At 71.2% G+C, this 22,572-nt stretch carries 16 protein-coding genes; 7 read left to right on the top strand and 9 right to left on the bottom strand.

All coding sequences use genetic code 11. The features are described from left to right. Positions 1 to 26 precede the first annotated feature (26 nt). Positions 27 to 2,450: a hypothetical protein gene (locus tag AB0B61_RS30585; RefSeq protein ID WP_358438943.1), complete on the top strand. Its 2,424-nt coding sequence runs from the start codon at positions 27 to 29 to the stop codon at positions 2,448 to 2,450. A 153-nt stretch (positions 2,451 to 2,603) separates the two neighbouring features. On the opposite strand, the gene AB0B61_RS30580 is transcribed toward AB0B61_RS30585, so the two are convergent. Beyond that, a complete protein-coding gene (locus tag AB0B61_RS30580; protein WP_358438941.1) occupies positions 2,604 to 3,194 on the bottom strand; it encodes a TetR family transcriptional regulator in 591 nt (196 codons plus the stop codon). Between the two features lie 127 nt (positions 3,195 to 3,321). Here AB0B61_RS30580 and AB0B61_RS30575 point away from each other — a divergent pair, with 127 nt between their 5' ends. Next, on the top strand, positions 3,322 to 4,272 hold the full coding sequence (locus AB0B61_RS30575; protein ID WP_358438938.1) for an SDR family NAD(P)-dependent oxidoreductase: 951 nt from the start codon (positions 3,322 to 3,324) through the stop codon (positions 4,270 to 4,272). Positions 4,273 to 4,393: 121 nt separating this feature from the next. Here AB0B61_RS30575 and ileS read toward each other — a convergent pair whose 3' ends face one another. After that, complete coding sequence (gene ileS / locus AB0B61_RS30570; protein ID WP_358438935.1) at positions 4,394 to 7,540, bottom strand: isoleucine--tRNA ligase; 3,147 nt, start codon at positions 7,538 to 7,540, stop codon at positions 4,394 to 4,396. Positions 7,541 to 7,979: 439 nt separating this feature from the next. Here ileS and AB0B61_RS30565 point away from each other — a divergent pair, with 439 nt between their 5' ends. The 3 genes from AB0B61_RS30565 to AB0B61_RS30555 are packed head-to-tail and all read left to right on the top strand — an operon-like array spanning position 7,980 to position 9,836. Continuing rightward, entirely contained in the window at positions 7,980 to 8,369 is a 390-nt protein-coding gene (locus tag AB0B61_RS30565) for a TraR/DksA C4-type zinc finger protein (protein WP_358438932.1), read from the top strand. Next, a complete protein-coding gene (gene lspA / locus AB0B61_RS30560) occupies positions 8,342 to 8,914 on the top strand; it encodes a signal peptidase II (RefSeq protein ID WP_358438990.1) in 573 nt (190 codons plus the stop codon). The genes AB0B61_RS30565 and lspA overlap by 28 nt, the downstream gene beginning before the upstream one ends. Continuing rightward, a complete protein-coding gene (locus AB0B61_RS30555) occupies positions 8,907 to 9,836 on the top strand; it encodes an RluA family pseudouridine synthase (protein WP_358438930.1) in 930 nt (309 codons plus the stop codon). The genes lspA and AB0B61_RS30555 overlap by 8 nt, the downstream gene beginning before the upstream one ends. A gap of 23 nt (positions 9,837 to 9,859) precedes the next feature. Here AB0B61_RS30555 and AB0B61_RS30550 read toward each other — a convergent pair whose 3' ends face one another. Genes AB0B61_RS30550 through AB0B61_RS30525 form a run of 6 tightly spaced genes read right to left on the bottom strand, consistent with a single transcriptional unit; the run spans position 9,860 to position 16,569 of the window. Continuing rightward, positions 9,860 to 11,287, bottom strand: a complete 1,428-nt coding sequence (locus AB0B61_RS30550) for a protein kinase (RefSeq protein ID WP_358438927.1) — start codon at positions 11,285 to 11,287, stop codon at positions 9,860 to 9,862. A gap of 10 nt (positions 11,288 to 11,297) precedes the next feature. Further along, positions 11,298 to 11,609: an AzlD domain-containing protein gene (locus AB0B61_RS30545; protein ID WP_358438924.1), complete on the bottom strand. Its 312-nt coding sequence runs from the start codon at positions 11,607 to 11,609 to the stop codon at positions 11,298 to 11,300. Next, positions 11,606 to 12,268, bottom strand: coding sequence for an AzlC family ABC transporter permease (locus AB0B61_RS30540; protein ID WP_358438921.1), 663 nt, complete (start codon positions 12,266 to 12,268; stop codon positions 11,606 to 11,608). Before AB0B61_RS30540 ends, AB0B61_RS30545 begins: the two co-directional genes overlap by 4 nt. A gap of 11 nt (positions 12,269 to 12,279) precedes the next feature. Beyond that, complete coding sequence (locus tag AB0B61_RS30535) at positions 12,280 to 13,158, bottom strand: AraC family transcriptional regulator (protein ID WP_358438918.1); 879 nt, start codon at positions 13,156 to 13,158, stop codon at positions 12,280 to 12,282. A gap of 20 nt (positions 13,159 to 13,178) precedes the next feature. Further along, positions 13,179 to 14,813: a serine/threonine-protein kinase gene (locus AB0B61_RS30530; RefSeq protein ID WP_358438915.1), complete on the bottom strand. Its 1,635-nt coding sequence runs from the start codon at positions 14,811 to 14,813 to the stop codon at positions 13,179 to 13,181. A gap of 10 nt (positions 14,814 to 14,823) precedes the next feature. Continuing rightward, positions 14,824 to 16,569, bottom strand: coding sequence for a serine/threonine-protein kinase (locus AB0B61_RS30525; RefSeq protein WP_358438912.1), 1,746 nt, complete (start codon positions 16,567 to 16,569; stop codon positions 14,824 to 14,826). Between the two features lie 937 nt (positions 16,570 to 17,506). Here AB0B61_RS30525 and AB0B61_RS30520 point away from each other — a divergent pair. Then, positions 17,507 to 17,824 (top strand): chorismate mutase, encoded by a 318-nt coding sequence (locus AB0B61_RS30520; RefSeq protein WP_358438987.1) that lies wholly within the window; start codon positions 17,507 to 17,509, stop codon positions 17,822 to 17,824. Here the strand turns inward: AB0B61_RS30520 and AB0B61_RS30515 are convergent. Further along, complete coding sequence (locus AB0B61_RS30515; RefSeq protein WP_358438909.1) at positions 17,821 to 18,897, bottom strand: SGNH/GDSL hydrolase family protein; 1,077 nt, start codon at positions 18,895 to 18,897, stop codon at positions 17,821 to 17,823. The two genes, AB0B61_RS30520 and AB0B61_RS30515, sit on opposite strands and share 4 nt — an antisense overlap. Before the next feature lie 153 nt (positions 18,898 to 19,050). Between AB0B61_RS30515 and dnaE the strand changes: the two genes are divergently transcribed. Continuing rightward, positions 19,051 to 22,569: a DNA polymerase III subunit alpha gene (gene dnaE, locus AB0B61_RS30510; RefSeq protein ID WP_358438906.1), complete on the top strand. Its 3,519-nt coding sequence runs from the start codon at positions 19,051 to 19,053 to the stop codon at positions 22,567 to 22,569. Positions 22,570 to 22,572 lie beyond the last annotated feature (3 nt).

The raw sequence follows: 22,572 nt of genomic DNA, 5'->3' as shown, positions 1-22,572 counted from the left end.
GGACCCGTCACTCGAAAGAGCCCTTTGTGATCCTAATCAGTGCTGGTTTGGTGCTCGCGGCGGTTGTCTTGCTGATCGCGGGCTTCGTTCTGGCAAAGCCGTTCCTGATCATGTGGTCCATCGTGGTCAGCGTGCTGTCCGCGCTGTTCCTGGTGATCGGGGCGCTGCTGCGGCGTCACGAGCTGTTTCCCGGTGGTGGGCGGGCCGCTGCGCCGGCCACCCCGCCGGTGGGGCACGCGCCTGCCGGCCTGCCGCATGGCCAGACCCAGCAGGGTCCCCTGGGGGCCCCGATGGGAGCGCCGCCGTCGCCGCGTCCACAGACGCTCCAGCAGACGGCCACCGCGCCGGCGCAACGCCGTCCCGCGGTGCGCGGGATCTCCCCGGACGCGCTCGTCCTGGTGATCCCCGGACGCAAGCGCTATCACGTCCCGGGTTGCCGCCAGCTGATCGGACGGGATCAAGAGGAGCTCACGTACGAGGAGGCGCGCGAGGAGGGCTTCACGCCCTGTACGGCGTGCCTGCCGGATGCAGCGCTCGGCGGACGGCAGCTGCCGCCTGCCGCCGGCCCCGAGTCCGCTGCCACCTCCAAGCCCGGCGGCGTTGAGCCCGCCGTCACCCCCTTGCCTGGCGCCGCTTCCGGCCCCGGCTCTGCTACCGGCGTCGCGTCCACCTCCGGCCCGGTTACCGGCTCCGTGTCCGCGATGGGCCCCGCGCCGGTCGGCGGTTCCAAGCCTGGTTCCGCGCCTTCCTCGGCTCCCAAGCCTGGTTCCGGCCCTTCGTCGGCTCCCAAGCGTGGCCCCGAGCCTCCGCAGACTCCCAAGGTCCCCGCGGACCTCCGGGCCGAGGCGCCCGGCGCCACACGCGACCTGCGCCCCCCGGTGTCCGCCGGCCCGGCGAAGCCGAAGCCCGACTCGAAGGCCTCCACCCCCGCCCCGGACCCGGCCGACGCTCCGGCCGAGCCGACCGGCTGGTTCGCCCGCCCCGCGGAGCCCGCCCCGTCGTCCAGCGCTACGACGAAGCCGGCCGCTGCAGGGCCCGGCAAGGACCGCACGGAACCCCCGTCGTCCGACCCTTCCGCCGGCCCGAGGCTGGCCCCGTACATCACCACCATGCCGTCCTCCGGGCAGCCGTCCTCCGGCCGACCTGGGAGCGGTCAGCCAGCGTCCGGCAGGCCCGGATCTGGTCAGTCGTCGTCGGGCAGGTCTGGGTCCGGTGAGTCGTCGCCGGGGAGGCCTGGGTCCGGTCAGTCGGCGTCCGGCCCGTCCGGAAGCGGCCGTACTCAGGACCGTGGTGCCGCGCCGGACCTTGACGACCCCGGGCCCGCGACGGCGCCTCAGCGTGCCGTACAGGCGGGAGATCCCGCGCCGCAGCGTCCCGCACCCGGCAAGGCCGGTTGGAGCCCGTCGTCGGACCGGCCTGAGCGTCCGGCCGTGGCGCCCGAGCGCCCCGCCTCGTCGGCCGAGTCCGCGGCCAAGCCCAAGGGCCCCCTGCCTACGGGGCCGACCGCGTCCGGTAAGCCGGGGCGGCCCGAGTCTGGTGGGGCTGGCGGGTCTGCTGGATCTGGTAGCGGGTCCGCTGGGTCTGGTGCGGTGAGTGGGTCCGGCGGTGGTACGCCGGATTCCGGCGCCAAGCCTGGCAGGCCCGGGTCGGCGTCGCAGGTGGCCAAGCCCGAGCGCCCTGGATCCGGAGGGGGAACGTCCGGAACCAAGGGAGAGACGTCGGGATCCAAGGGAGAGGCGTCCGGAGCCAGGGGTGAGCGGTCCGAGTCGGTGGGCGGGACCGTGATCATGCCGGTGCAGCCTGGAGGCGCTTCCGGGGCGACGTCCAAGACAGAGGGCGCCGGGTCCACGAGCGGGTCGCGCCCGGACAGCGGGAGACCCGCTGCCGGTGCGGCCCCTGCGGCGAGCAGACCCGCGGAGAGCGCCAAGGCGGCCGAGAGTGCCAAGGCAGCGGCCAAAGCGCCCGAGCCCGCATCCGGGCCCACGCCGCCCAAGCCGGGCAGCGCCGCGTCCACGAAGCCGGATGGTGCCGCGTCCGCCAAGCCGGACGGTGGCGCGTCCACGAAGCCGGACAGCATCGCGTCCGCCAGACCAGGCAGTGGCTCGTCCACTAAGCCAGACAGTGGCTCGTCCACTAAGCCGGGCAGTGGGGCGTCCGCCAAGCCGGGCAGTGCCGCGTCCGCTAAGGAGTCCCCTGGCGGGGGAGACGCCGACCCCGCCAAAGAGGCGAGCGCCAAAGGCGGCAAGCCCGACAGCGAAGGCGCGAGAAAGAGCGGGCGGTCGGCCACGGTGAAGGTCATCGTCGGCACCCGCCGCTTCCACAGCACCGCCTGCCCCCTCATCCGGGGCGCGGGTGACACGGGTGTGGAGACCATGACGATCTCGCAGGCCGAGTCGGCAGGCTTGACGAGCTGCTCGGTCTGCCAGGACGACCGCGAGTCCGCCGGCTAGGCGAGCCTGGGCGTAAGCCTCGACGTTGGTTCATCGGCCCAGGTAGAGGTCGCCTGGGTCGAGCGGCAGAGCGAGCGGTCCGGGTCGGGCGGGCCGGGGTAGGGCGCGGCCGGGCCGAGCGGGCCGGGTAGGGCGCGGCCGGGTTGGGGTCGGTCAGGCGTTCATGGGTGGGTCGGGCCAGCCGGATTCGAGGAGGTCGAAGATGGCGTTCATCGCGGCCAAAGGGTCTGCTTCCGTGCCCGCCAGTTCGGGGATCTCCAGGACGTAGCGGGCGAGGGCGCGGACGGTCATGTCGGCGGGGTCGCGTCCGCTCTCCGTGGCGATCGCCGCGGCCAGGGCGCCCTCGCCCGCTATCCAGAGCTTGCGTGAGTATTCGCGCAGGGCGGGCGTGCCCACGATCAGGTCGCGTTTGCGCCGAAGGTCGGGCGGGAGATCGTCGGTGAAGGGGCCCCGGCCGGCCAGGCAGCGGCGCAGGGCTTCCAGGACTGACTGGCCCGAGGGGCGGTCGCGGATCGCGGCGACCAGCCACACCTGCCGGTCGGCGCCGTCGTCGAAGATCAGCGCTTCCTTGCCGTCCGGTACGTGCGCGAACAGGGTGGCGATGGAGACGTCCGCCTCGTCGGCGATCTGAGCGACGGTGACGCCGTCGTAGCCGTGCTCGGAGAACAGCCGCAACGCCGTGTCCGACAACGCCCGGCGGGTCTGTGCCTTCTTGCGCTCGCGGCGCCCCATCGTCGTCGCCATGCCTCCATCGTATCCCAAGACTAGAATGCATCTGAAACTATAGTGATTATAGTTTCTTAGTCAGTATGCGTCTGGCCGTGCTCGTGCGGCCGACGCGAATGACCTCTCAACGTCAAGGAGCCGGGACATGACCTCCCTCCACAGCCCAGCCCCCTGGGACGTGCGACGCCTGCCGCCCGCCGAGGGTAAGTACTTCCTGGTCACCGGTGGCAACGCGGGCATCGGATACTTCGTCGCGGAGCAACTCGCCGGCACCGGTGCCACCGTCATCCTCGGCAGCCGGGACACCGCCAAGGCTGAAGCGGCTCAGGTCTCGATCCGCGCCCGTGTCCCCGGGGCGCGCGTCCGTCACATCCGCCTGGACCTCGCCGATCTCCCCTCGATCAAAGCCTCCGTGGACGCGCTGAGGCTGGTGAGCCTGGACGCGGTCGTCTGCAACGCCGGAGTTCTGATCGACCAGCCGCCACGGCGCGAGACCAAGGACGGCCACGAGCTGATGTTCGCCACCAATCATCTGGGGCACTTCGCGCTGATCTCGTGGCTGGCGCCGCTGCTGGCGGCCGCGTCCGCGAGCCGGGTGGTCACCACCGGCAGTTTCACGGCCAAGTCCGAGAGTCTGGATCTCGACGATCTCCAGAGCACGCGCGATTACCGGCCGAAGCGCACATACGCGCGATCGAAGCTCGCGCAGATGCTCTTCGGTCTCGAACTCGACCGCCGCCTGCGTGCCGCCGGCAGTACGACGTTGAGCGTGCTCACCCACCCCGGCGGCGCGCTCGACTCCCTCACCCCGTCACGCCCGCCGGTGCACCTAAGGACCACCGGTGAACGGCTGCGTGGTCTGCCGGCCGGCCTCCTCCTCCAGGGCAAGGAGGCCGCCGCCTGGTCCGCCGTCCGGGCCGTGCTCGACCCGGACGTGCGCGGCGGCCAGCTGTGGGGGCCCCGGGTGTTCGGGATCCGCGGCGTGCCCACTCTCGAACCCCTGCGAGGCCAGCTGGCCGACGCCGATCTCGCGGCGCGCGTGTGGACCATCAGCACTGACCTGACCGGCCTCGATCCGAGCCTTGGCCTCGGGTGAGCCGTCAGCCGAGCGGGCCCGATCGGGGCCAGGCGCGAAGCGGCGTGTGAGGCGTCCAGGCGCGCGGCCGGTCAGCCGAGTGGGACGCGTCCAAGTGACACGTCCCACCCCTAACGGCTCGTCAGGCGCGGCGCAGCTGGAACGTCAGCCCCAGGTCCGGCTCCGAGTGCGACGGCAGCCCGTCCTCCGTCCCCTCCGTGACGGTCGTGGCGAGGACTTCCTCCGCCACCGCCTGCCACCCCGACCGCAGCGCCTGGGCCAGGTCCGGGTCGGAGGACGACCACCACAGGGAGATCCGGTCCGTGATGGCCAGGCCCGTCGACTTGCGGGCCTCCTGGACCAGGCGGATGACCTCGCGCAGCAGTCCGGCCCGGCGCAGCTCGTCCGTCAGTTCCAGGTCGAGCGCCACCGTCTCGCCGGTGCCCGTGTCGATGGCGCCGGTCTCGACGGCCCAGCCCGAGCGCGGCTGCTCGGTGACGATCACGTCGTCGGGGCCGAGCGACACCGCTCCGAGCTCCGGTACGTCCACCGTGACAGAGGCGCCGGAGCGGAGGGTGGGCGCCAGGGAGGCGGCCTCCGCCGCGCCGACGGCCGCCGCCACCAGCTTGGTCTGCGAGCCGAACCGCTTGCCGAGGGCCCGGAAGTTGGGCTTGACGGTGTAGGACACGAGATCGGCGCTGAAGCCGGACATGTCCTCCAGAGCCTGGACGTTCAGCTCGTCGGCGATCAGGTCCCGCAGTTCGGACGGGAGCGAGGGCCAGCCGTGCGCCCCGACCAGGGCCCGGCCGAGCGGCTGCCGGGTCTTGACACCGGAGGAGGCGCGGGCCGAGCGGCCCAGCTCCACCAGCCGTCGTACCAGTGCCATCCGCTCCGACAGCGTGGGGTCGAGCAGGTCGTCGCGTACGGCGGGCCATGAGGTCAGGTGTACGGAGGAGGGCGCGCTCTCGCCGCGCAGCACGTCCCACAAATAGTCGGTGACGAACGGCGCGATGGGCGCCATCAGCCGCGTGACCGTCTCCAGGCACTCGTACAGCGTCGCGAACGCGTCCGCCGACCCCTGCCAGAAGCGGCGGCGCGAGCGGCGTACGTACCAGTTGGACAGGTCGTCCAGGAACTCGGCCAGCCGGCGCCCGGCCCGCTGGGTGTCGAACTCGTCCAGCGCGCCCGTGACCTCGGCCACCGTCCGGTGCAGCTCGGCCAGCGCCCAGCGGTCGAGCAGCGGCCGCTCGGCGGCGGGGGTCGCCTGCGCGAGGCGCTCGGGGGTCCACGACTCGGCGTTGGCGTAGAGGGTGAAGAAGGACGCCGTGTTCCAGTACGTCAGCAGGACCTTGCGGACGATCTCCTCAAGGGCGTTGTGCCCCACGCGGCGGGCCGCCCACGGCGAGCCGGAGCAGGCCATGAACCAGCGCAGCGCGTCGGCGCCGTGCTCGTCCATCAGCGGCATGGGCTCCAGGATGTTGCCCAGGTGCTTGCTCATCTTGCGGCCGTCCTCGGCCAGGATGAGCCCGAGGCAGAGCACGTTCTCGTAGGAGGACTGACCGAACACCAGCGTGCCCACGGCCATCAGAGAGTAGAACCAGCCACGCGTCTGGTCGGTGGCCTCGCAGATGAACTGCGCCGGGTAGAGGCCCTCCGGCTTGCCCCGCTCACCCCACTGGGCGAACGGCATGGACCCGGAATCGTACCAGGCGTCGATGACGTCGGGCACGCGGCGGGCCTCGGCCGAGCAGGTCGGGCAGGGGAAGGTGACGTCGTCGACGTACGGGCGGTGCGGGTCGAGCGCGGACACGTCGCGGCCGGCCAGCGTGCCCAGCTCCTCCATCGACCCGACGCACGTCACGTGGGACTCGTCGGCGGAGCAGACCCACAGCGGCAGCGGGGTCCCCCAGTAGCGCGAGCGCGACAGCGACCAGTCGACGTTGTTACGCAGCCACTCGCCGAACCGGCCCCACTTGATGGTGTCGGGGTACCAGTTGGTCTTGGCGTTCTCGGCCAGCATCTGGTCCTTGACCGAGGTGGTCCGGATGTACCAGGAGGGGAGCGCGTAGTAGAGCAGCGCCGTGTGGCAGCGCCAGCAGTGCGGGTAGCTGTGCTCGAAGTGAGTGCCGCGGAACAGCAGGCCGCGGGCCCGCAGGTCCTCGGTGAGGCCCTCGTCGGCGTCCTTGAAGAACTGGCCGCCGACCATCGGCACGTCGTCGAGGAAGCGGCCGTCGGGGCCGATCGGGTTGACCACCGGCATGTCGTAGCGCTTGGTCACGGCCAGGTCGTCGGCGCCGAACGCCGGAGCCTGGTGGACCAGCCCGGTGCCGTCCTCGACCGTCACATAGTCGCCGAGCACCACGTAGTGGGCGCCGGGGATGTCGACCAGCTCGAACGGCCGCGTGTAGGAGGTGTGCTCCAGCTCGCGGCCGGTGAAGCGGGCGACCTCGGTCGCGCCCTCGCCGAGCACCGACAGCAGCGGCTCGGCGACGACCAGCACCTCGCCGTCCGCCGTACGGGCCGCGACGTAGGTCACCTCGGGGTGTACGGCCACGGCGGTGTTGGAGACCAGCGTCCACGGCGTCGTCGTCCACACCAGCAGGGCGGCGCCGAGCTCGCTCAGCGGGCCGGAGGTGATGGGCATGCGCACGTAGACCGACGGGCTGGAGACGGTCTCGTAGCCGCCGGGCTGGCCCAGCTCGTGGTCGGACAGGCCGGTGCCGCAGCGCGGGCAGTAGGGGGTGATGCGGAAGTCGCGGAACAGCAGGCCCTTGTCGAAGACGACCTTGAGCGACCACCAGACCGACTCGATATAGGACGGGTCCATGGTCCGGTAGGCGGTGGACAGGTCGATCCAATAACCCATCCGCTCGGTCATCTGCTCGAAGGCGTCGACGTGGCGCAGCACCGACTCGCGGCATTTGGCGTTGAACTCCGCGATGCCGTACGCCTCGATGTCCTTCTTGCCGGTCAGGCCGAGCTCGCGCTCGATGCCGACCTCGACGGGCAGGCCGTGGCAGTCCCAGCCCGCCTTGCGCGGCACGCTGAAGCCCCGCATCGACTTGTAGCGGGGGAACAGGTCCTTGAACACCCGGGCCTCGACGTGGTGGACGCCGGGCAGGCCGTTGGCGGTGGGCGGGCCCTCGTAGAAGGTCCAGGAGGGGTTGCCGTCGTTCTGCTCGACGGAGCGCTCGAAGATCTTCCCGTCCCGCCAGCGATCGAGGACCTCGCGCTCGAGCGCGGGCAGGTCGACCTGCGCGGGAAGAGGGCGGAAAGAAGGGGAAGACATCTCGGGCGGGCCTCCACGCGATCACTGACTGACAGGTGAGCGTGAAGGGACGAAGCCGTGCGGCCCCGCGGTACCACCCTTCTTGGCCTCGGTGAGGCCCTCTTCGTTTGGGCTGCGGCCGGGTCTAGTGAGCTCGGGAGAGCCGTTCTTCCGGCGGCTCCGGGGTGATGTCCGTCACAGACGGGCCCCATCAACGCCTTGCAGCTTCACACCATAACGCAGAGTGGCCCGCAAAGCTTCCGGGTTCGCGTTCGGCAGGTAGTGAACTCGTAAACCACGACAAAGTTGTGGGAATGGGCGCCTCTGAGGAGGAGTTGAACGAGCGGGGCGGGATATTACGGGAGAGGTAAATCGTCCGGCGGGTCGTTTGCTGTTCTGTTATGGGGGACCTAAGCTGCCCGCACCATTTACGGCCTTGTTCCAGCATGGGGAGGTAGCCATGGTGCCAGTCACGCAGACCGCTACACCGTCGATGTGGTCTGAGGAGGAGCTCGCCGACGTCCGCGGCCGGCTGCAGAGCGAGATCGACGAGCTCAACACCGACATTCTTCGCCATGAGTCCGAGATCGCCTCGGGTGACGTCACCCAGGGGGCCGGTGACGACCAGGCCGACGCGGGTGCCAAGACGTATGAGCGCGAACGCGAGATCGCCCTTACCCTGAATGCGCGCGACCTCGTCGCGCAGAACGAACGTGCGATCGCCCGGATCGACGCAGGGACCTATGGAGTGTGCGAATCGTGCCACAAGCCGATCGGCAAGGAACGTCTGCAGGCGTTCCCGAGGGCGACGCTGTGCGTGGCCTGCAAGCAGAAGGAGGAGCGCCGGTAGGGGGGCGGCGCGGCCGCCTTTTCGCGGTCCTCGTCGTGCTGGCGGTCGTGATCTACGCGGCCGATCTGATCACCAAGACGCTCGTCCTGCGGACACTCGAGGGCAAGGCGCCCCTGGTGGTCATCCAGGATGTGCTGCAGTTCCGGGTGATCTTCAATTCCGGTGCCGCCTTCAGCATCGGCACCGGAATGACCATCATCTTCACCTTCATCGCGGCGGGTGTGGTGGTGGCCATCCTCCGCACGGCCCGCAAGATGCGCAGCCTGCCGTGGGCGATCACGCTGGGACTGCTGCTCGGCGGGGCGCTGGGTAACCTGACCGACCGGCTGCTGCGCTATCCGTCCGGGATCGGCAGGTCCGTGCAGTTCCAGGGGCACGTGGTCGACTGGATCGAGGTGCTGCCCGGACACTTCCCGGTGATCGACTACTTCCCGGTGTTCAACGTGGCCGACTCGGCGATCGTCTGCGGCGGGATCCTCGCGGTGATCCTGGCCTGGCGGGGCTACCAGATCGACGGCACCAGGGAGGGCGGCAAGCGTGGCTGACCAGCGTAGCCTCCCCGTGCCCGACGGGCTGGAGGGCGAGCGGCTCGACGCCGCGATCTCCCGCCTGTTCGGCTTCTCCCGCACCCGCGCCGCCGAGCTGATCGTCGCGGGCGAGGTGCTCGTGGACGGGCACGCGCCCGCCAAATCCGACCGGGTGCACGCCGGCGCCTGGCTCGACGTGACCCTCCCTCCGCCGGTCAGCACGCCCATGCCGGTCGCCGAGCCGGTGCCCGGCATGTCGATCGTGTACGAGGACGACGACATCGTCGTGGTCAACAAGCCGATCGGGGTGGCCGCCCACCCGACTGTCGGCTGGACCGGCCCGACCGTGATCGGCGGCCTGCTCGGCGCCGGCCACACGATCGCCACCAGCGGCGCGGCCGAACGGCAGGGCATCGTGCACCGGCTCGACGCCAACACGACCGGCGCCATGGTCGTGGCCAAGAGCGAGCACGCCTACTCCCACCTCAAGCGCGCCTTCAAGGAGCGCACGGTCGACAAGCGCTACCACGCGCTCGTACAGGGACATCCCGACCCCTTCAGGGGCACTGTCGACGCGCCCATCGACCGGCACCCGTCGGGCGACGGCCGCTTCGCCGTGGTCGCCGGGGGCAAGCCGTCGGTCACCCATTACGACACCATCGAGGCCTTCCGGGCGGCCTCGTTGCTGGACATCAAGCTGGAGACCGGCCGTACGCACCAGATCCGGGTGCACATGTCCGCGCTGCGTCACCCGTGCGTGGGCGACCTGATGTACGGCGCCGACCCGACGCTCGCCGCCCGGCTGGGCATCACCCGGCAGTGGCTGCACGCGGTGTCGCTCGGCTTCGAGCACCCGAGCTCGGGCGGGTGGCTGACGTTCACCACCGACTACCCCGATGATCTGCGGCGGGCCCTCGACACCGTGCGCGACGAGTCCTGACCTTCCCCGCGCGTGACGGCGTCCTAGTCCGCGTTGTCGACCGGAGGGACGTCGACGGGGTCGGTGGGCTCGTCGGTGGCCTTCGCCGAGGTCTTGGTGGTCTTCTTGGTGGGTGTGGCCGAGGGCTTCTTGGTCGCCTTCTTCGTCGGCTCCTTGGTCGGCTCCTTCTTCTTCGTCGGCGTGCCGGTCGGGGCAGGGGTGGGCTCGCCGGTCCGGTCGGTGGAGGGCGGGGTGCTCTGCCGTACCTGGTTCTGGTTGGTGGTCGGCTCGCGCGTCTGTGCCTGCGTCTGCGTGGGCGCCGCCGAGGGGGTCGGGCCCGAGGGGCGGACGCTGGTCGTCCGCACCACGGCCGGGACCGTCGTCGCCGGCTGGCGGGCTTGCGACTGCCGGTTCGTCCACCACGCCGCGCCCGCGGTCAGGACGACGAGGGCGAGCGTGCAGGCCGCGACCGCGGTGAGCGGCGGCTTGCGATGCCTCCCGGATGGCGCCGGGTCCGCGTCGGGTTCCGCCGCCGCCGCGACGGGCGCGGCCATGGCTCCCAGCCCCATCATCGCGCCCGTCTGCGGCATCGGGTCCCGTTTGGGCACCGTGGGCGGCGCCGGGAGGTTCACCGGCGCGGTCTCCTCCGGAGAGCTGCCGATCAGCAGCCGGTGGATCCGCTGCTCGGCCTCGTCCAGCGCCATCCGCTCGGCCGGGTCCTTGCGCAGCAGCCCGAGGATGACCGGGGCCAGCATGCCCGCGCGGGCCATCGGGGCGGGCTCGGAGTGCAGCACCGCGCCCAGCGTGGCCAGCGCGTGGGGGCGCTGGAACGGCGACTGGCCCTCGACGGCGTAGTACAGCGTCGCGCCCAGCGCCCACAGGTCCGAGGCGATCCGGGCCTCACCGCCGGCCGCCCGCTCCGGCGCCATGAACGCGGGCGTGCCGAGCAGCACCCCGGTCCTGGTGACGGGCGCCTCGCCTTCGGTGGTGGCGATCCCGAAGTCGGTGAGCACCGCCCGGCCGTCCGGGGTCAGCAGCACGTTGTCCGGTTTGACGTCGCGGTGCAGGACCCCGGCGGCGTGCGCGGCCCGCAGCGCCTCCAGTAACTGCAGCCCGATGTCGGCGGCCTCGGCCGGGGCCATCGGGCCGTCCTCGCGTACCAGCTCGCCGAGGGTGCGCGAGTGGATGAGCTGCATGACGATCCACGGGTGGCCGTGCTCTTCGAGCACGTCGTAGACGGTGGCGACGCCGGGATGCGCCACCCGCCCCGCGGCCCTGGCCTCGCGGAAGGTACGCACGGAGAAGACGTCTCGCTCGGGGTCGGTCAGGTCAGGAGGGGGATGGATCTCTTTGACCGCCACGTCTCGGCCTAGTACTTCGTCGTGGGCCTGCCAGACGGTTCCCATCCCACCCTGGCCGATGGTCCTGATCAGTCGGTAACGTCCGCCGACCAGCAGCGCAGAATCGGACATGCTCCGCCGTCTACCCGATAAAAACCCGGACAAGCGCGGTCACTATTGCAGCTGTCGCCAGAATCACCAGGAATGGGGCGCGGAGCAGGAGCGCGACCACGGCCGCGCCCAGCCCGGCCGTGCGGGCGGCGTCGAAGTGGAGCTCGCCGTGCTCGGTGAACATCTGCACCGCGATGAGGGCGGCCAGCAGCGCCACGGGCACGAGCTCGGCGAAGCGGCGGACCCGTGGGTGGTCGAGCACCCGGCGCGGCGCCGCCAGCCCGGCCAGCTTGAGGACATAACACCCGGCGCACACGGCCGCGATCGCCCACCACAGCGTCATCGGACCAGCACCGCCAGAACGACGACCGCCGCCAGCAGCACCGGTACGCCCGGCGGGAAGAACGGCGTGGCGCAGAGCGCGACCGCCGCGCCGGCCACCGCCAGCCACCTGAGCTGGACGCTGCCCGCCAGGCGCGGCCACAGGATGGCCAGGAAGGTGGCCGGGCCGACCGCGTCCAGCCCCAGCATTCCCGGATCGCCGAGGAACGAGGTGCCGAGCGCGCCGGCCAGCGTGGTGAGGTTCCAGGTGACGTACAGGCTGGCGAAGGTGGTCGTGAACGCGGTGCGCGCCGCCTCGGGCGAGGGCTGGGCGAGTGTGACGGCGGTGGTCTCGTCGATCACGCCGTGCGCGGCGAGCAGCCGGCGCGGGCCGCGTACCCGGAGCAGGTCGGCCAGGCGCAGCCCGTACAGGGTGTTGCGGCCGCCCAGCAGCAGCGCGCCCGCGGCGGCCGCCACCAGGTCGCCGCCCGCGCCCACCGCCCCGGCCAGCGCGAACTGTGAGGCGCCGGTGAACGTCAGCAGGCTCAGCACGCATGCCTGCGCCACGCTGAGGCCCGCGGTGATCGCCGCGGCGCCGAAGGCGAGCCCGGACAGCCCCACGGCCAGGCCCACGCCAAGACCGTCCCGTATCGCGGCGGAACGGTGTGTTGTCTGTCCCATGAAACTTGAGGCTAGGTGATGCGGGAATCGCCAGTCTTGTACGTTCCTGCTGACCGTTGGTAGGCCGCGGGTGGCACGCCCACGATGCGTTTGAAGTGCCGGTTCAGGTGGGCCTGGTCGGTGAAGCCCAGCTCGGCGGCCACCTGCGCCGGTCGTACGCCCGAGTCCAGGAGCCGGCGGGCCCGCTGGATCCGCATGGAGATCAGGTAGGCGTGGGGCGGCAGGCCGGTCGCGGCCTTGAACGCGCGCAGCAGCGGGAACGGCCGCGCCCCGACGGCCTGCGCGAGATCGTCCAGGGACGGCGGGTCCACCAGGCTCCCATGCAGGACGTCCAGCGCCTCGGCGACCGCCCGGCCGCCCTCGGCGGGCAGGACGGCGGACGGGCGCGGCGTGGCGTGCCGGATCAGCAGGCGGGCGAAGAAGCCGCGCATCAGCGACGAGGCGGCCAGCGCGTCACCGCGCTCGGCGGCCAGGTGCGCCCGGCCGAGCAGCGCCGCGACCGCCTGGTCCCGCACCACCTGCTCGGGGAAGTACGGCGTCGCGTACGGCAGGCCGAGCTCGGCCGCGAGCCCTGAGAGCGCCTCCACCGAGGGGTAGAGCATCCGGTACGACCAGCCGTCCGCCGTGCCCGCCTGGCCGGTGTGCGCCGCCTCCGGGTTGACCAGCACCACCTCGCCCGCGCCCGCCCGGTGCAGGTCGCCGCGGTACTCGAACTCCTCCACGCCGTCGAGGATGAGCCCGATCGCGTAGCCGTCGTGCACGTGCCGGGTGAAGCGGTGGGTGACGTAGCGGGCCTTGAGCAGGTCCAGCTGGGGGAGCGCCGGGTGGCGCCAGAAGCGCGCCCGCTCCTTCGCCGCCTCGTTCACCGGATCGCTCATTGAGGCGTTCACCGGGTCGCTCATTGAGGCGTTCACTGGGGCCTGAATGTCTTGACGAACTCGTCGAAGTAGTGCCGGTCCTGGTCCCACCATGAGTCGGCCGTGTCCCAGTAGAGGGCGAAGTGGCGGCCGTCGGCGGTGCGGAAGCCGCGGTTGATCACGTGGATCAGCATGTCGCCGCGCAGCCTGGTGAACTCCCAGTCGGCGGCCGGCCGGCCGAGGTAGGTCGTGGCCCGGATGCCGATCCGCTTGTAGCGCTTGAACTCCCCCTTGGCCTGGATCTCCTTCTCCAGCTCCGCCCAGCGGCGCTCGGGGTCGGCCAGGGGCTTCTCGGGGACGGTCCACTCGACGATCATCTGGCCCGGTGTGCCGGGGCCGGTGATGGTGACGCTGTCCCTGTCGGGGTTCTTCTTGGCCTGCCAGCCCTCGGGGAGGCCGATCGAGAAGCGCCCGGTGGAGTTGACGAGCCGGCGCCAGCCGTCGGGCAGGCGCGGCGGGGTGGGGGTCGCGGACGGTTCGGCGGTGCGGGTGGGGGTGGGCGGCGCCGTCGTCTCGCCGGAGGTGGGGGTCGGGGTGGCGCTGGGGGCGGGGGTGGGCGTGCCGGTAGGGGGCTGTTGGGAGGTGATGACGTACCAGCCGCCCGTGCCCAGCGCCGCGAGGGCGATCACGACCGCGGGCACGGCCATGACCCACCCGCGCCGACGGGTCCGCACGGGCATGGTCCCCGCGGGCACGAACCCGCCGGGTGGGGTCATCCCTGGCGGGGCGGACATGCCCGGCGAGTAACCGCCTGACCCAGGCATGACTGGTACCGGCCCGCCGGGTTGCGGGGTCTGATGTCCGGCATATCCGTACACGATGGGTTCGGCGGCGGCGGCCCGCAACAGGTGGGCGGCCTCGTCGGCGGACATCCTCGCGGCCGGGTCCCGGTGCAGCAGGCCCATGATCACCGGGCCGAGCACGCCCGCCCTGACCGGCTGCCCAGGCAGGTCACGCAGCACCGCCGCGACCGTCGCCGCCCACGAGTCCCGCTTGAACGGCGGCGCGCCCTCCACGGCCGCGTACAGCGTCGCGCCCAGCGACCACAGGTCGGACTCGGGCCGGGCGGGCTCGCCGTTGAGGCGTTCGGGCGGCATGTAGGCGGGCGTGCCCACCAGGCCACCGGTGGCGGTCAGACCGGCCTCGGCCTCCAGGGAGGCGATGCCGAAGTCCGTGAGCACCACCCGGCCGTCGTCGGCGAGCAGCACGTTCTCGGGCTTCACGTCGCGGTGCAGCACACCGGTCGCGTGCGCGGCCCGCAGCGCGTCGAGCACCCGGCCGCCGATCGTCGCGACCTGGGCGATCGGCAGCGGGCCGTGCTCGCGGATCACGTCGGCCAGCGACCGCGAGCGGATCAGCTGCATGACGATCCACGGGCGGCCGTCCTCCTCGACGACGTCGTGGATGACGATCACCGAGGGGTGGTCGAGGCGGCCCGCCGCCCTGGCCTCCCTGATGGTCCTGCGGTTGAGCTCGGCCCGCTTGTCCTCACCGATGCCCGTGTAGCGGACCTCTTTGACCGCTACCGTACGGTCGAGCAGCTCGTCGTAGGCACGCCATACCACGCCCATCCCGCCCTCGCCAAGCGGTTCGATGAGCCTATATCGGTTGCTGACCTGCCTTTCCACGCAGGGAAGCCTACTTGGCCGGGGTGAAGGTCGCGGCGAACGTGTCGAAGAAGTGCTTGTCCTTCTTCCACCTGCTCTTGAGGTTGTGCCAGTAGATCGCGTAGCCCCGGCCGTTGGCGATGAAGCCACGGTCACGCACCCTGGTCGGGCCCGTGTTGGTGTTCCAGGTGAAGTCCCAGTCCGCGGCCGGCCAGCCGCGGTAGTCGACCGCCTTGATGCTGATCTTCTTGTAGCCGCCGAGCCCGATGGTCTTGTCCTGCTTCTTCCAGTCCGCGACGGGGTCCTTGCCGGGGCTCGACGTCATCTCGAACAGGATGAACGCGTTGCTGCCCGCACCCTTGCCACGGAAGGCGATCTGGTTGCCGCTGTGCCGGTACCTCGTCCAGCCCTTCGGCAACGCGACGGAGAACTTCAGCTTCTTGTTCGTGTACATCTTCCAGCCGTCGGGCACCGCGGCGGCCGTCTCGGTGGGCTTCGGAGTCGGCGTCGGTGTCGGTGCGGCGGACGGACTGACCGACGGCGTGGCGGATGGAGCCGCGCTGCTCGGTGTGGTCTTCGGCGGGTCGGCGGTCGCCGCGGGCGGCTTGGCCGACTCCTTGACGGGAGACGTGACGGACGCGGACTTCGTCCCGTCCTCCGGGTCGCCCTTGGCCGAGCGCAGGCCGAGATAGCCGCCCAGACCCGCCACGAGCACGACCGCGACGATCACGCCGACGATCGGGCCCCACCGTCGGCCGTCGTGCCGGACGGCGTTCCGGGTGGACTGGGCAACCTCCTCGGAATGCGCGCCGGTCGCCGGGGTGAGCCGTGCGCCGGTCTCCGGCGGAGTGGCGGCGGCCGCCGCCAGCAGGTTGGGGTCGGTCGGGGTCTCGTCCACGGCCGGCGGGATCACCGCCGTCGGCGCGGGCGCGGACACCGAGGACTTCCGTGACCGTTGCTGCGTGATGACGGCCCGCAGCAACTCCCCGGTCTCCTCGTAGCCGAGGCGCTGCACCGGCTCCTTGGTCAGCAGGCCGCTGATCACGTCGCTGAGCGGCCCGGCGTGGGGGGCCGGGTCCGGTTCGTCGGTCAGTACGGCGTGCATGGTCGCGAGGGCCATGCCGCGCTCGTGTGGCGAGCGGCCTTCCACCGCCGTGTAAAGGGTCGCCCCGAGCGACCACAGGTCCGACTCGCGCCGCGCGGGCAGCCCTTTGAGCCGCTCGGGCGCGATGAACGCCGGAGTGCCCGCCAGCCCCGTCACCGTGAGCTGCGTCTCCGTCTCCAGCGTCGCGATGCCGAAGTCGGTGAGCACCACCCGGCCGTCATCGGCGAGCAGTACGTTCTCCGGCTTGACATCCCGGTGCAGGACGCCGGACTCGTGCGCGCGATGCAGCGCGTCGAGTACGGCCAGGCCGATCTCGGCCACCCGCTTGGGCGGCAATGGCCCGTCCTGCTTGATCACTGCTCCCAGGGAGCGTGACTGGACGAGCTGCATGACGATCCAGGGCCGGCCGTCCTCCTCGATCACGTCGTGTACGACGATCACGTTCGGGTGCTCGAACCTGGCCGCTGCCCTCGCCTCACGCATCGTGCGCCGGTTCAGCAGCTGCACCTCGTCACCCAGGGCGGCGGCGTATCTGACCTCCTTGACCGCGACAGTGCGGTCGAGAAGCTCGTCATGGGCTCGCCAGACGATGCCCATGCCACCCCTGCCGATGGGTTCCTGCAGCTGGTAACGACCGGCGATGCGGCGTCCGTCCCGCTTGCGATCCGACATCAACGGCCTCGTAACCTCCTCTAGGCCAGGAAATACTCCCATAGCGAGGGATCAACGGCGACTCGCCTGAAGGCTAGTCCGCTATGTGAGAGGGGGAGTCCAGCAGGTGGAGGGCCGGTGTAAAGTTCAGACATGACTTGTCGCTACGCGTTTACCGAGCCGGCTCCGGGAGGGCCGGTCGGCTAGCGACCACCCGGAGTCGGCAACAGGCAGAGACGCCATCGTCTCTGCCTTTTTGATTTCCTGCCGGTTCCAGGGGAGCCGGCCGATGTGGGGAGCCGAGATGTCATCGACCTTGGAACGGCACGTGGTGACCGTGGGCGGCCTGCGGGTGGGCGACGGTCCGGCCGTGGTGATCGACCGCCGGATCAGCCTGCGCGGGCCCGGCGGGATGGACGCGCCTGGCGGGTCGGGCGGGCCCGGCGGACCTGGCGGGGTGACCGGGTGGGACCGGGTGGGTGCCCGGCGTGACGGGGTGACGCTGGTCGAGCCGGGCTCGGCGGCCGATCTGCCGGCGATCGCCGGGGCGGCCGACGGCGTGGTCATCGGGGCGGCGTGGACCCGCGACATCCCACTGGTGCGGGCCGTGGCCGGGCTGGGGCTGCCGGTGGTGGTCGAGCGCCGGGCGTCGGCGACGCTGGAGGAGTGGCTGGGGCTGGCCGACTACTGCGCCCTGGAGTGCGACGACCGGGTGATCCTGTGCGAGACGGGACGGCTGGACCTGGGCCTGCTGCGGGCCGCGCGAGCGGCGTCCGGGCGTCCGGTGCTCGCCGACGTGAGCGCGGACCCCGGGCTGTCGGCGGCGGCGGTGGCGGCGGGCGCGGACGGCCTGATCGTGGGCCGCCCCGTTGGGGATACGGGTGACGCCCGCCGGACGGAAGAGCACGGGCAGGCCGATGTACGGCTGGCCGAGGAGGCCGTGGCGCTCGTCGGAGCGCTGGTCCGTCCCGAGAGGCCCGCCACGCTGCCCGGGTGCAGGCAGGCGATCGACCGGGTGGACGCGGCGCTGGCCACGCTGCTGGAGCGCCGCGCCGCGCTCGCCGGGATCGTCCAGACCCTCAAGCCGGTAGGCGGCTTCGCGGGCCGCGACATGGCGCGCGAGCGCGCGCTCGTCGCCCGGATGGCCGAGCATGCCCCCGAACTGGGCGAGGCCCGGCTGGTCCCCATCATGAACGCCGTCATCGAGGCGGGCCTGAGCCTGGCCGAGGAACGCTCGGCCAACGGCCGGAGCCCCCAACCGGAAACGACGGCTTAGAAGCGGCTGTCGCCGGTGCTCGGGGTCGTGAGGTGGAAGTTGTTCATCGGGCGCCCCGGCCCGGCGGCGATCCGGGCGTTGATCAGCTCGGCGAACCGCCGGTAGCCGGCGCCCGTCGGGTGGAAGCTGCGGCTGTTGACGACGAACTCGTCCAGGTTCAGCGCCAGCCCGTTCACGTACGGGTCGGGCCGTCCCACCTCGTGCCCGGCGAAGGCGTCATAGGCGTCCACGTACTCGACGCTCCCCGTCCCACCGAACGCCACGATCTCCCGGTCGAACTCCCCGGCCACCCGCGCCACCACGTCGTTCAGCTGCCGCGTCATGCCGTTGAGCCAGCGCTGGTCCTGGACGGTCAGGTTGTCGACCCCCTCCGGGGGCGCGGCGGGGAAGGGCCGGGGATAGCCGAGCACGATGATGCGCGCGTTCGGCGCCCGGCTCCTGAGCTCCCGCAGCACCTTGGTCATGCTGGGCCGCAGCCCCGCGATCCGCTCGGCCACCTCCGACTGCTGCTCGACGCACGCCGAGGACCAGGGCAGCTTGACGATGCAGCCGGTGAGCACGCTGGTGAATCCGGCGTCGTTGCCGCCGATGCTGAGCGTCACCAGGCTGGCGGCCGCGCCCACGCGTTCCATCTGCGGCTGCTGGCCGTACTGGCCGGAGAAGAGCTGGCGCGTGGTTGCGCCGCTGCAGGCCCAGAAGGCGCTGCCGCCGCCGAAGCGGTGGGCGCCCGCGACGAGCGGGACGTACGAGCCGGGCGAGCGGTGGCAGCGGTCGGCGCCGGTGTTGATCGGCCGCGCGGCGCGGTCGTAGACGCCCTCGCCGGAGGAGTAGGAGTCGCCGAGCGCCACGTACGTGCCGCTCTGCGCGGCCTGCACCGGCGACAGGCGGGTCAGGACCGGGAGCCGGCCGGGTGCCGGCAGGTTGGCCGGGCAGCCCGCGCCGACGGCGGCGCAGGCCAGTGCGGTGTACAGGCCCAGGGGAGCGCCCGCGAGAGCGAGCGCGGCGCCGAGCAGAGCGGCCGCGGCGATCTGGACGATCTTCCCTTTCGTCCCGTTCAGCGAGGCCTCCCCCAAGCGGTGACAACTCCGCCAGGAAGCCTAATCCACCCGTGATCGTCGCGACCTGCCTTCAGGGTGAGGATGCCTGCTCTGTACGACTCCAGGACTGTCGGTGGCGGCTACTAAAGTCGGAGCGCACGCCACGATGCAGATGGGAGGCGCCGCTCCATGTCGTCCAGCGACTCGTTCGTGCATCTGCATGTCCATACCGAATACTCGATGCTCGACGGGGCCGCGCGTCTGGAGCAGTTGGTCGGCCGGGTCGGCGAGCTGGGGATGCCGGCGATCGCGATCACCGATCACGGCAACCTGCACGGCGCCTACGACTTCTACCGGCGGGCCACCGCCGCGGGCGTCAAGCCGGTGATCGGGACCGAGGCCTACCTCGCGCCGGAGTCGCGCCGCGCCAAGGAGCCGGTGCTGTGGGGCGAGCCGCACCAGAGGCGCGACGACGTCTCCGCGGGTGGCCACTACACCCACATGACGATCTGGGCGCGCGACAAGGTCGGCCTGCACAACCTGATGCGGCTGTCCTCGCGCGCCTACACCGAGGGGTTCGTCCGCAAATGGCCAAGGATGGACGCCGAGATCCTCGCCGAGCACGCCGACGGCCTGATGGCCACCACCGGCTGCCCGTCGGGCGAGGTGCAGACCAGGCTGCGGCTCGGCCAGTACGACGAGGCGCGCGCCGCCGCCGCGAAATATCAGGAGATCTTCGGCAGGGATAACTTCTTCCTGGAGATCATGGACCACGGCCTCGACATCGAGCGCCGGGTCCGCGACGGGCTGAGCGCGATCAGCCGCGACCTCGGCCTTCCGCCGCTGGTCACCAACGACTCGCACTACACCTACGCGTCCGACTCCGCCTCCCACGACGCCCTGCTGTGCGTCCAGACCGGCAGGCAGCTGTCCGACCCCGACCGGTTGCGCTTCGACGGCAGCGGCTACTACCTCAAGAGCGCCGACGAGATGCGCGCGGTCGACTCCTCCGACCTGTGGGCCGAGGGCTGCCGCAACACGCTGCTGGTGGCCGAGAGGGTCGATCCGACCGGGTTCTTCGCGTTCAAGAACCTGATGCCGGCCTACCCGGTCCCGGAGGGGATGACCGAGCGGGAGTTCTTCCGCGAGACGGTCCGGGCGGGCATGGACCGGCGCTGGCCGGCGGGCTTCGACGACGAGCATCGCCGCCGGGCCGCGTACGAGATGGGCGTCATCGAGCAGATGGGCTTCCCGAGCTACTTCCTCGTGGTCGCCGACTTCATCATGTGGGCCAAGGACAACGGCATCCGGGTCGGTCCGGGCCGAGGCTCGGCGGCGGGCTCGCTGGTGGCCTACGCGATGGGCATCACCGACCTCGACCCGCTGCCGCACGGCCTGATCTTCGAGCGGTTCCTCAACCCCGACCGCGTCTCCATGCCCGACGTCGACATCGACTTCGACGAGCGCCGGCGGGCCGACGTGATCCGCTACGTGACGGAGAAATGGGGCGCCGACAAGGTCGCCATGATCGTCACGTTCGGCACCATCAAGGCCAAGGCCGCCATCAAGGACGCGGGCCGCGTGCTCGGCTTCCCCTACGCGCTCGGCGACAGGGTGTCCAAGGCGTTCCCGCCCACGGTGATGGGCAAGGACATCCCGCTGGCGGGCATCTTCGACGACACCCACCCCCGCTTCGCCGAGGCGGGGGAGCTGCGCCGGCTCTACGCCGAAGACGCCGGCGTCAAGGCGGCGATGGACCTCGGCAAGGGCCTGGAGGGCCTGATCAGGCAGAGCGGCGTGCACGCCGCGGGCGTGATCATGTCGGCCGAGGCGATCAGCGACTACGTCCCGGTCATGCGCCGCGAGTCCGACGGGGCGATCATCACACAGTTCGACTACCCGGCCTGCGAGGCGCTCGGCCTGCTGAAGATGGACTTCCTGGGCCTGCGCAACCTCACGATCATGGACGACTGCCTCAAGATGGTCGAGGCGACGTCCGGTGACCGGATCGACCCGCTGACGCTGCCGCTCGACGACCGCAAGACCTACGAACTGCTCGGCCGGGGCGACACGCTGGGCGTGTTCCAGCTCGACGGCGGCGGCATGCGCTCGCTGCTGCGGCTGATGAAGCCCGACGGCTTCGACGACTGCTCCGCGCTCATCGCGCTCTACCGCCCCGGCCCGATGGGCGCTGGCTCGCACACCAACTACGCGTTGCGCAAGACCGGCCAGCAGGAGATCACGCCGATCCACGCGGAGTTCGAGGAGTCGCTGGCCGACATCCTCGACACGACCTACGGCCTGATCATCTATCAGGAGCAGGTCATGGCCATCGCGCAGCGGGTCGCCGGGTTCTCGCTCGGCAAGGCCGATCTGCTGCGGCGGGCGATGAGCAAGAAGAAGAAGTCCGAGCTGGCCGAGCAGTTCGCGTCCTTCGAGAGCGGCATGCGGGCCAACGGCTACTCCGCCGCGGCGATCACGAGGCTGTGGGACATCCTGCTGCCCTTCTCCGACTACGCCTTCAACAAGGCCCATTCCGCCGCTTACGGGCTCATCGCCTACTGGACCGCCTACCTCAAGGCCAACCACCCGGCCGCCTACATGGCCGCGCTGCTGTCGAGCGTCAAGGACGACAAGGACAAGTCAGCCCTCTACCTCCACGAGTGCCGCCGCATGGGCATCCGGGTGCTCCCGCCCGACGTCAACGACTCCGACTTCGACTTCACCCCGCGCGGCGCCGACATCCGCTTCGGCCTGTCGGCGATCCGCAACGTGGGCGGCAACGTCGTCGACGGCATCATCGCCGCACGCGGGCAGCGGGGCCGCTTCGCCGACTTCGCCGACTTCCTGCGCAAGGTCCCGGCGCACGTCTGCAACAAGCGGGTGATCGAGTCGCTGATCAAGGCCGGGGCCTTCGACTCGCTCGGCCATGGGCGCAAGGGCCTGGTCCTGGTGCACGAGCAGGCCGTCGACGCGATCGTCGGCATCAAGAAGCATGAGGCCATCGGCCAGGACTCCCTGTTCGGCGCCGTCGAGGACCAGACGTTCGACGTGCGGATCCCGGTGGGGGAATGGGACAAGCGCACCCTGCTCCAGTTCGAGCGGGAGATGCTCGGCCTGTACGTCTCCGACCACCCGCTGTTCGGTCTGGAGCACATCCTCGCCTCGGGGGCCGACTGCTCCATCGCCGCGCTCCAGGACGACAGCCGCGCTGACGGGCAGATCGTCACGGTCGGCGGCATTCTGAGCGGCCTGCGGCGCAAGCTCACCAAGAAGGGCGAAACCTGGGTGCTCACCCAGCTGGAAGACCTCGAAGGCGCGATCGAGGTGCTGATCTTCCCGTCGGCCTACCAGCTGAGCTCGACGATCCTGGCCGAGGACGCGCTCGTCTTCGTCAAGGGGCGCCTCGACAAGCGGGAGGACGTGGCCAAGATCATCGCGATGGAGGTCACGGTGCCCGACTTATCCCGGGAGCCGGGCGGGCCGCTGCTGGTGAGCCTGCCGCTGACCCGGTGCACGCCGTCGGTGGTGGGGCGGCTGAAGGAGATCCTGGCCGCGCATCCCGGCACGTCGGAGGTGCATCTGCAGGTGTACGACGGGTCCAGGACGACGGTCATGCGGGTCGGCGACGGGCTCCGGGTGGCGCCTTCGGGGGCGCTGATGGGCGACCTCAAGCAACTCCTCGGTCCTGCCTGCCTGGGCGCGTGAGCG

The organism is Nonomuraea sp. NPDC049158 (assembly GCF_040648335.1).
Taxonomy (GTDB): domain Bacteria; phylum Actinomycetota; class Actinomycetes; order Streptosporangiales; family Streptosporangiaceae; genus Nonomuraea.
Note: the sequence above shows the minus strand (reverse complement) of the source record. Positions and strands in the feature narration are given on the sequence as shown.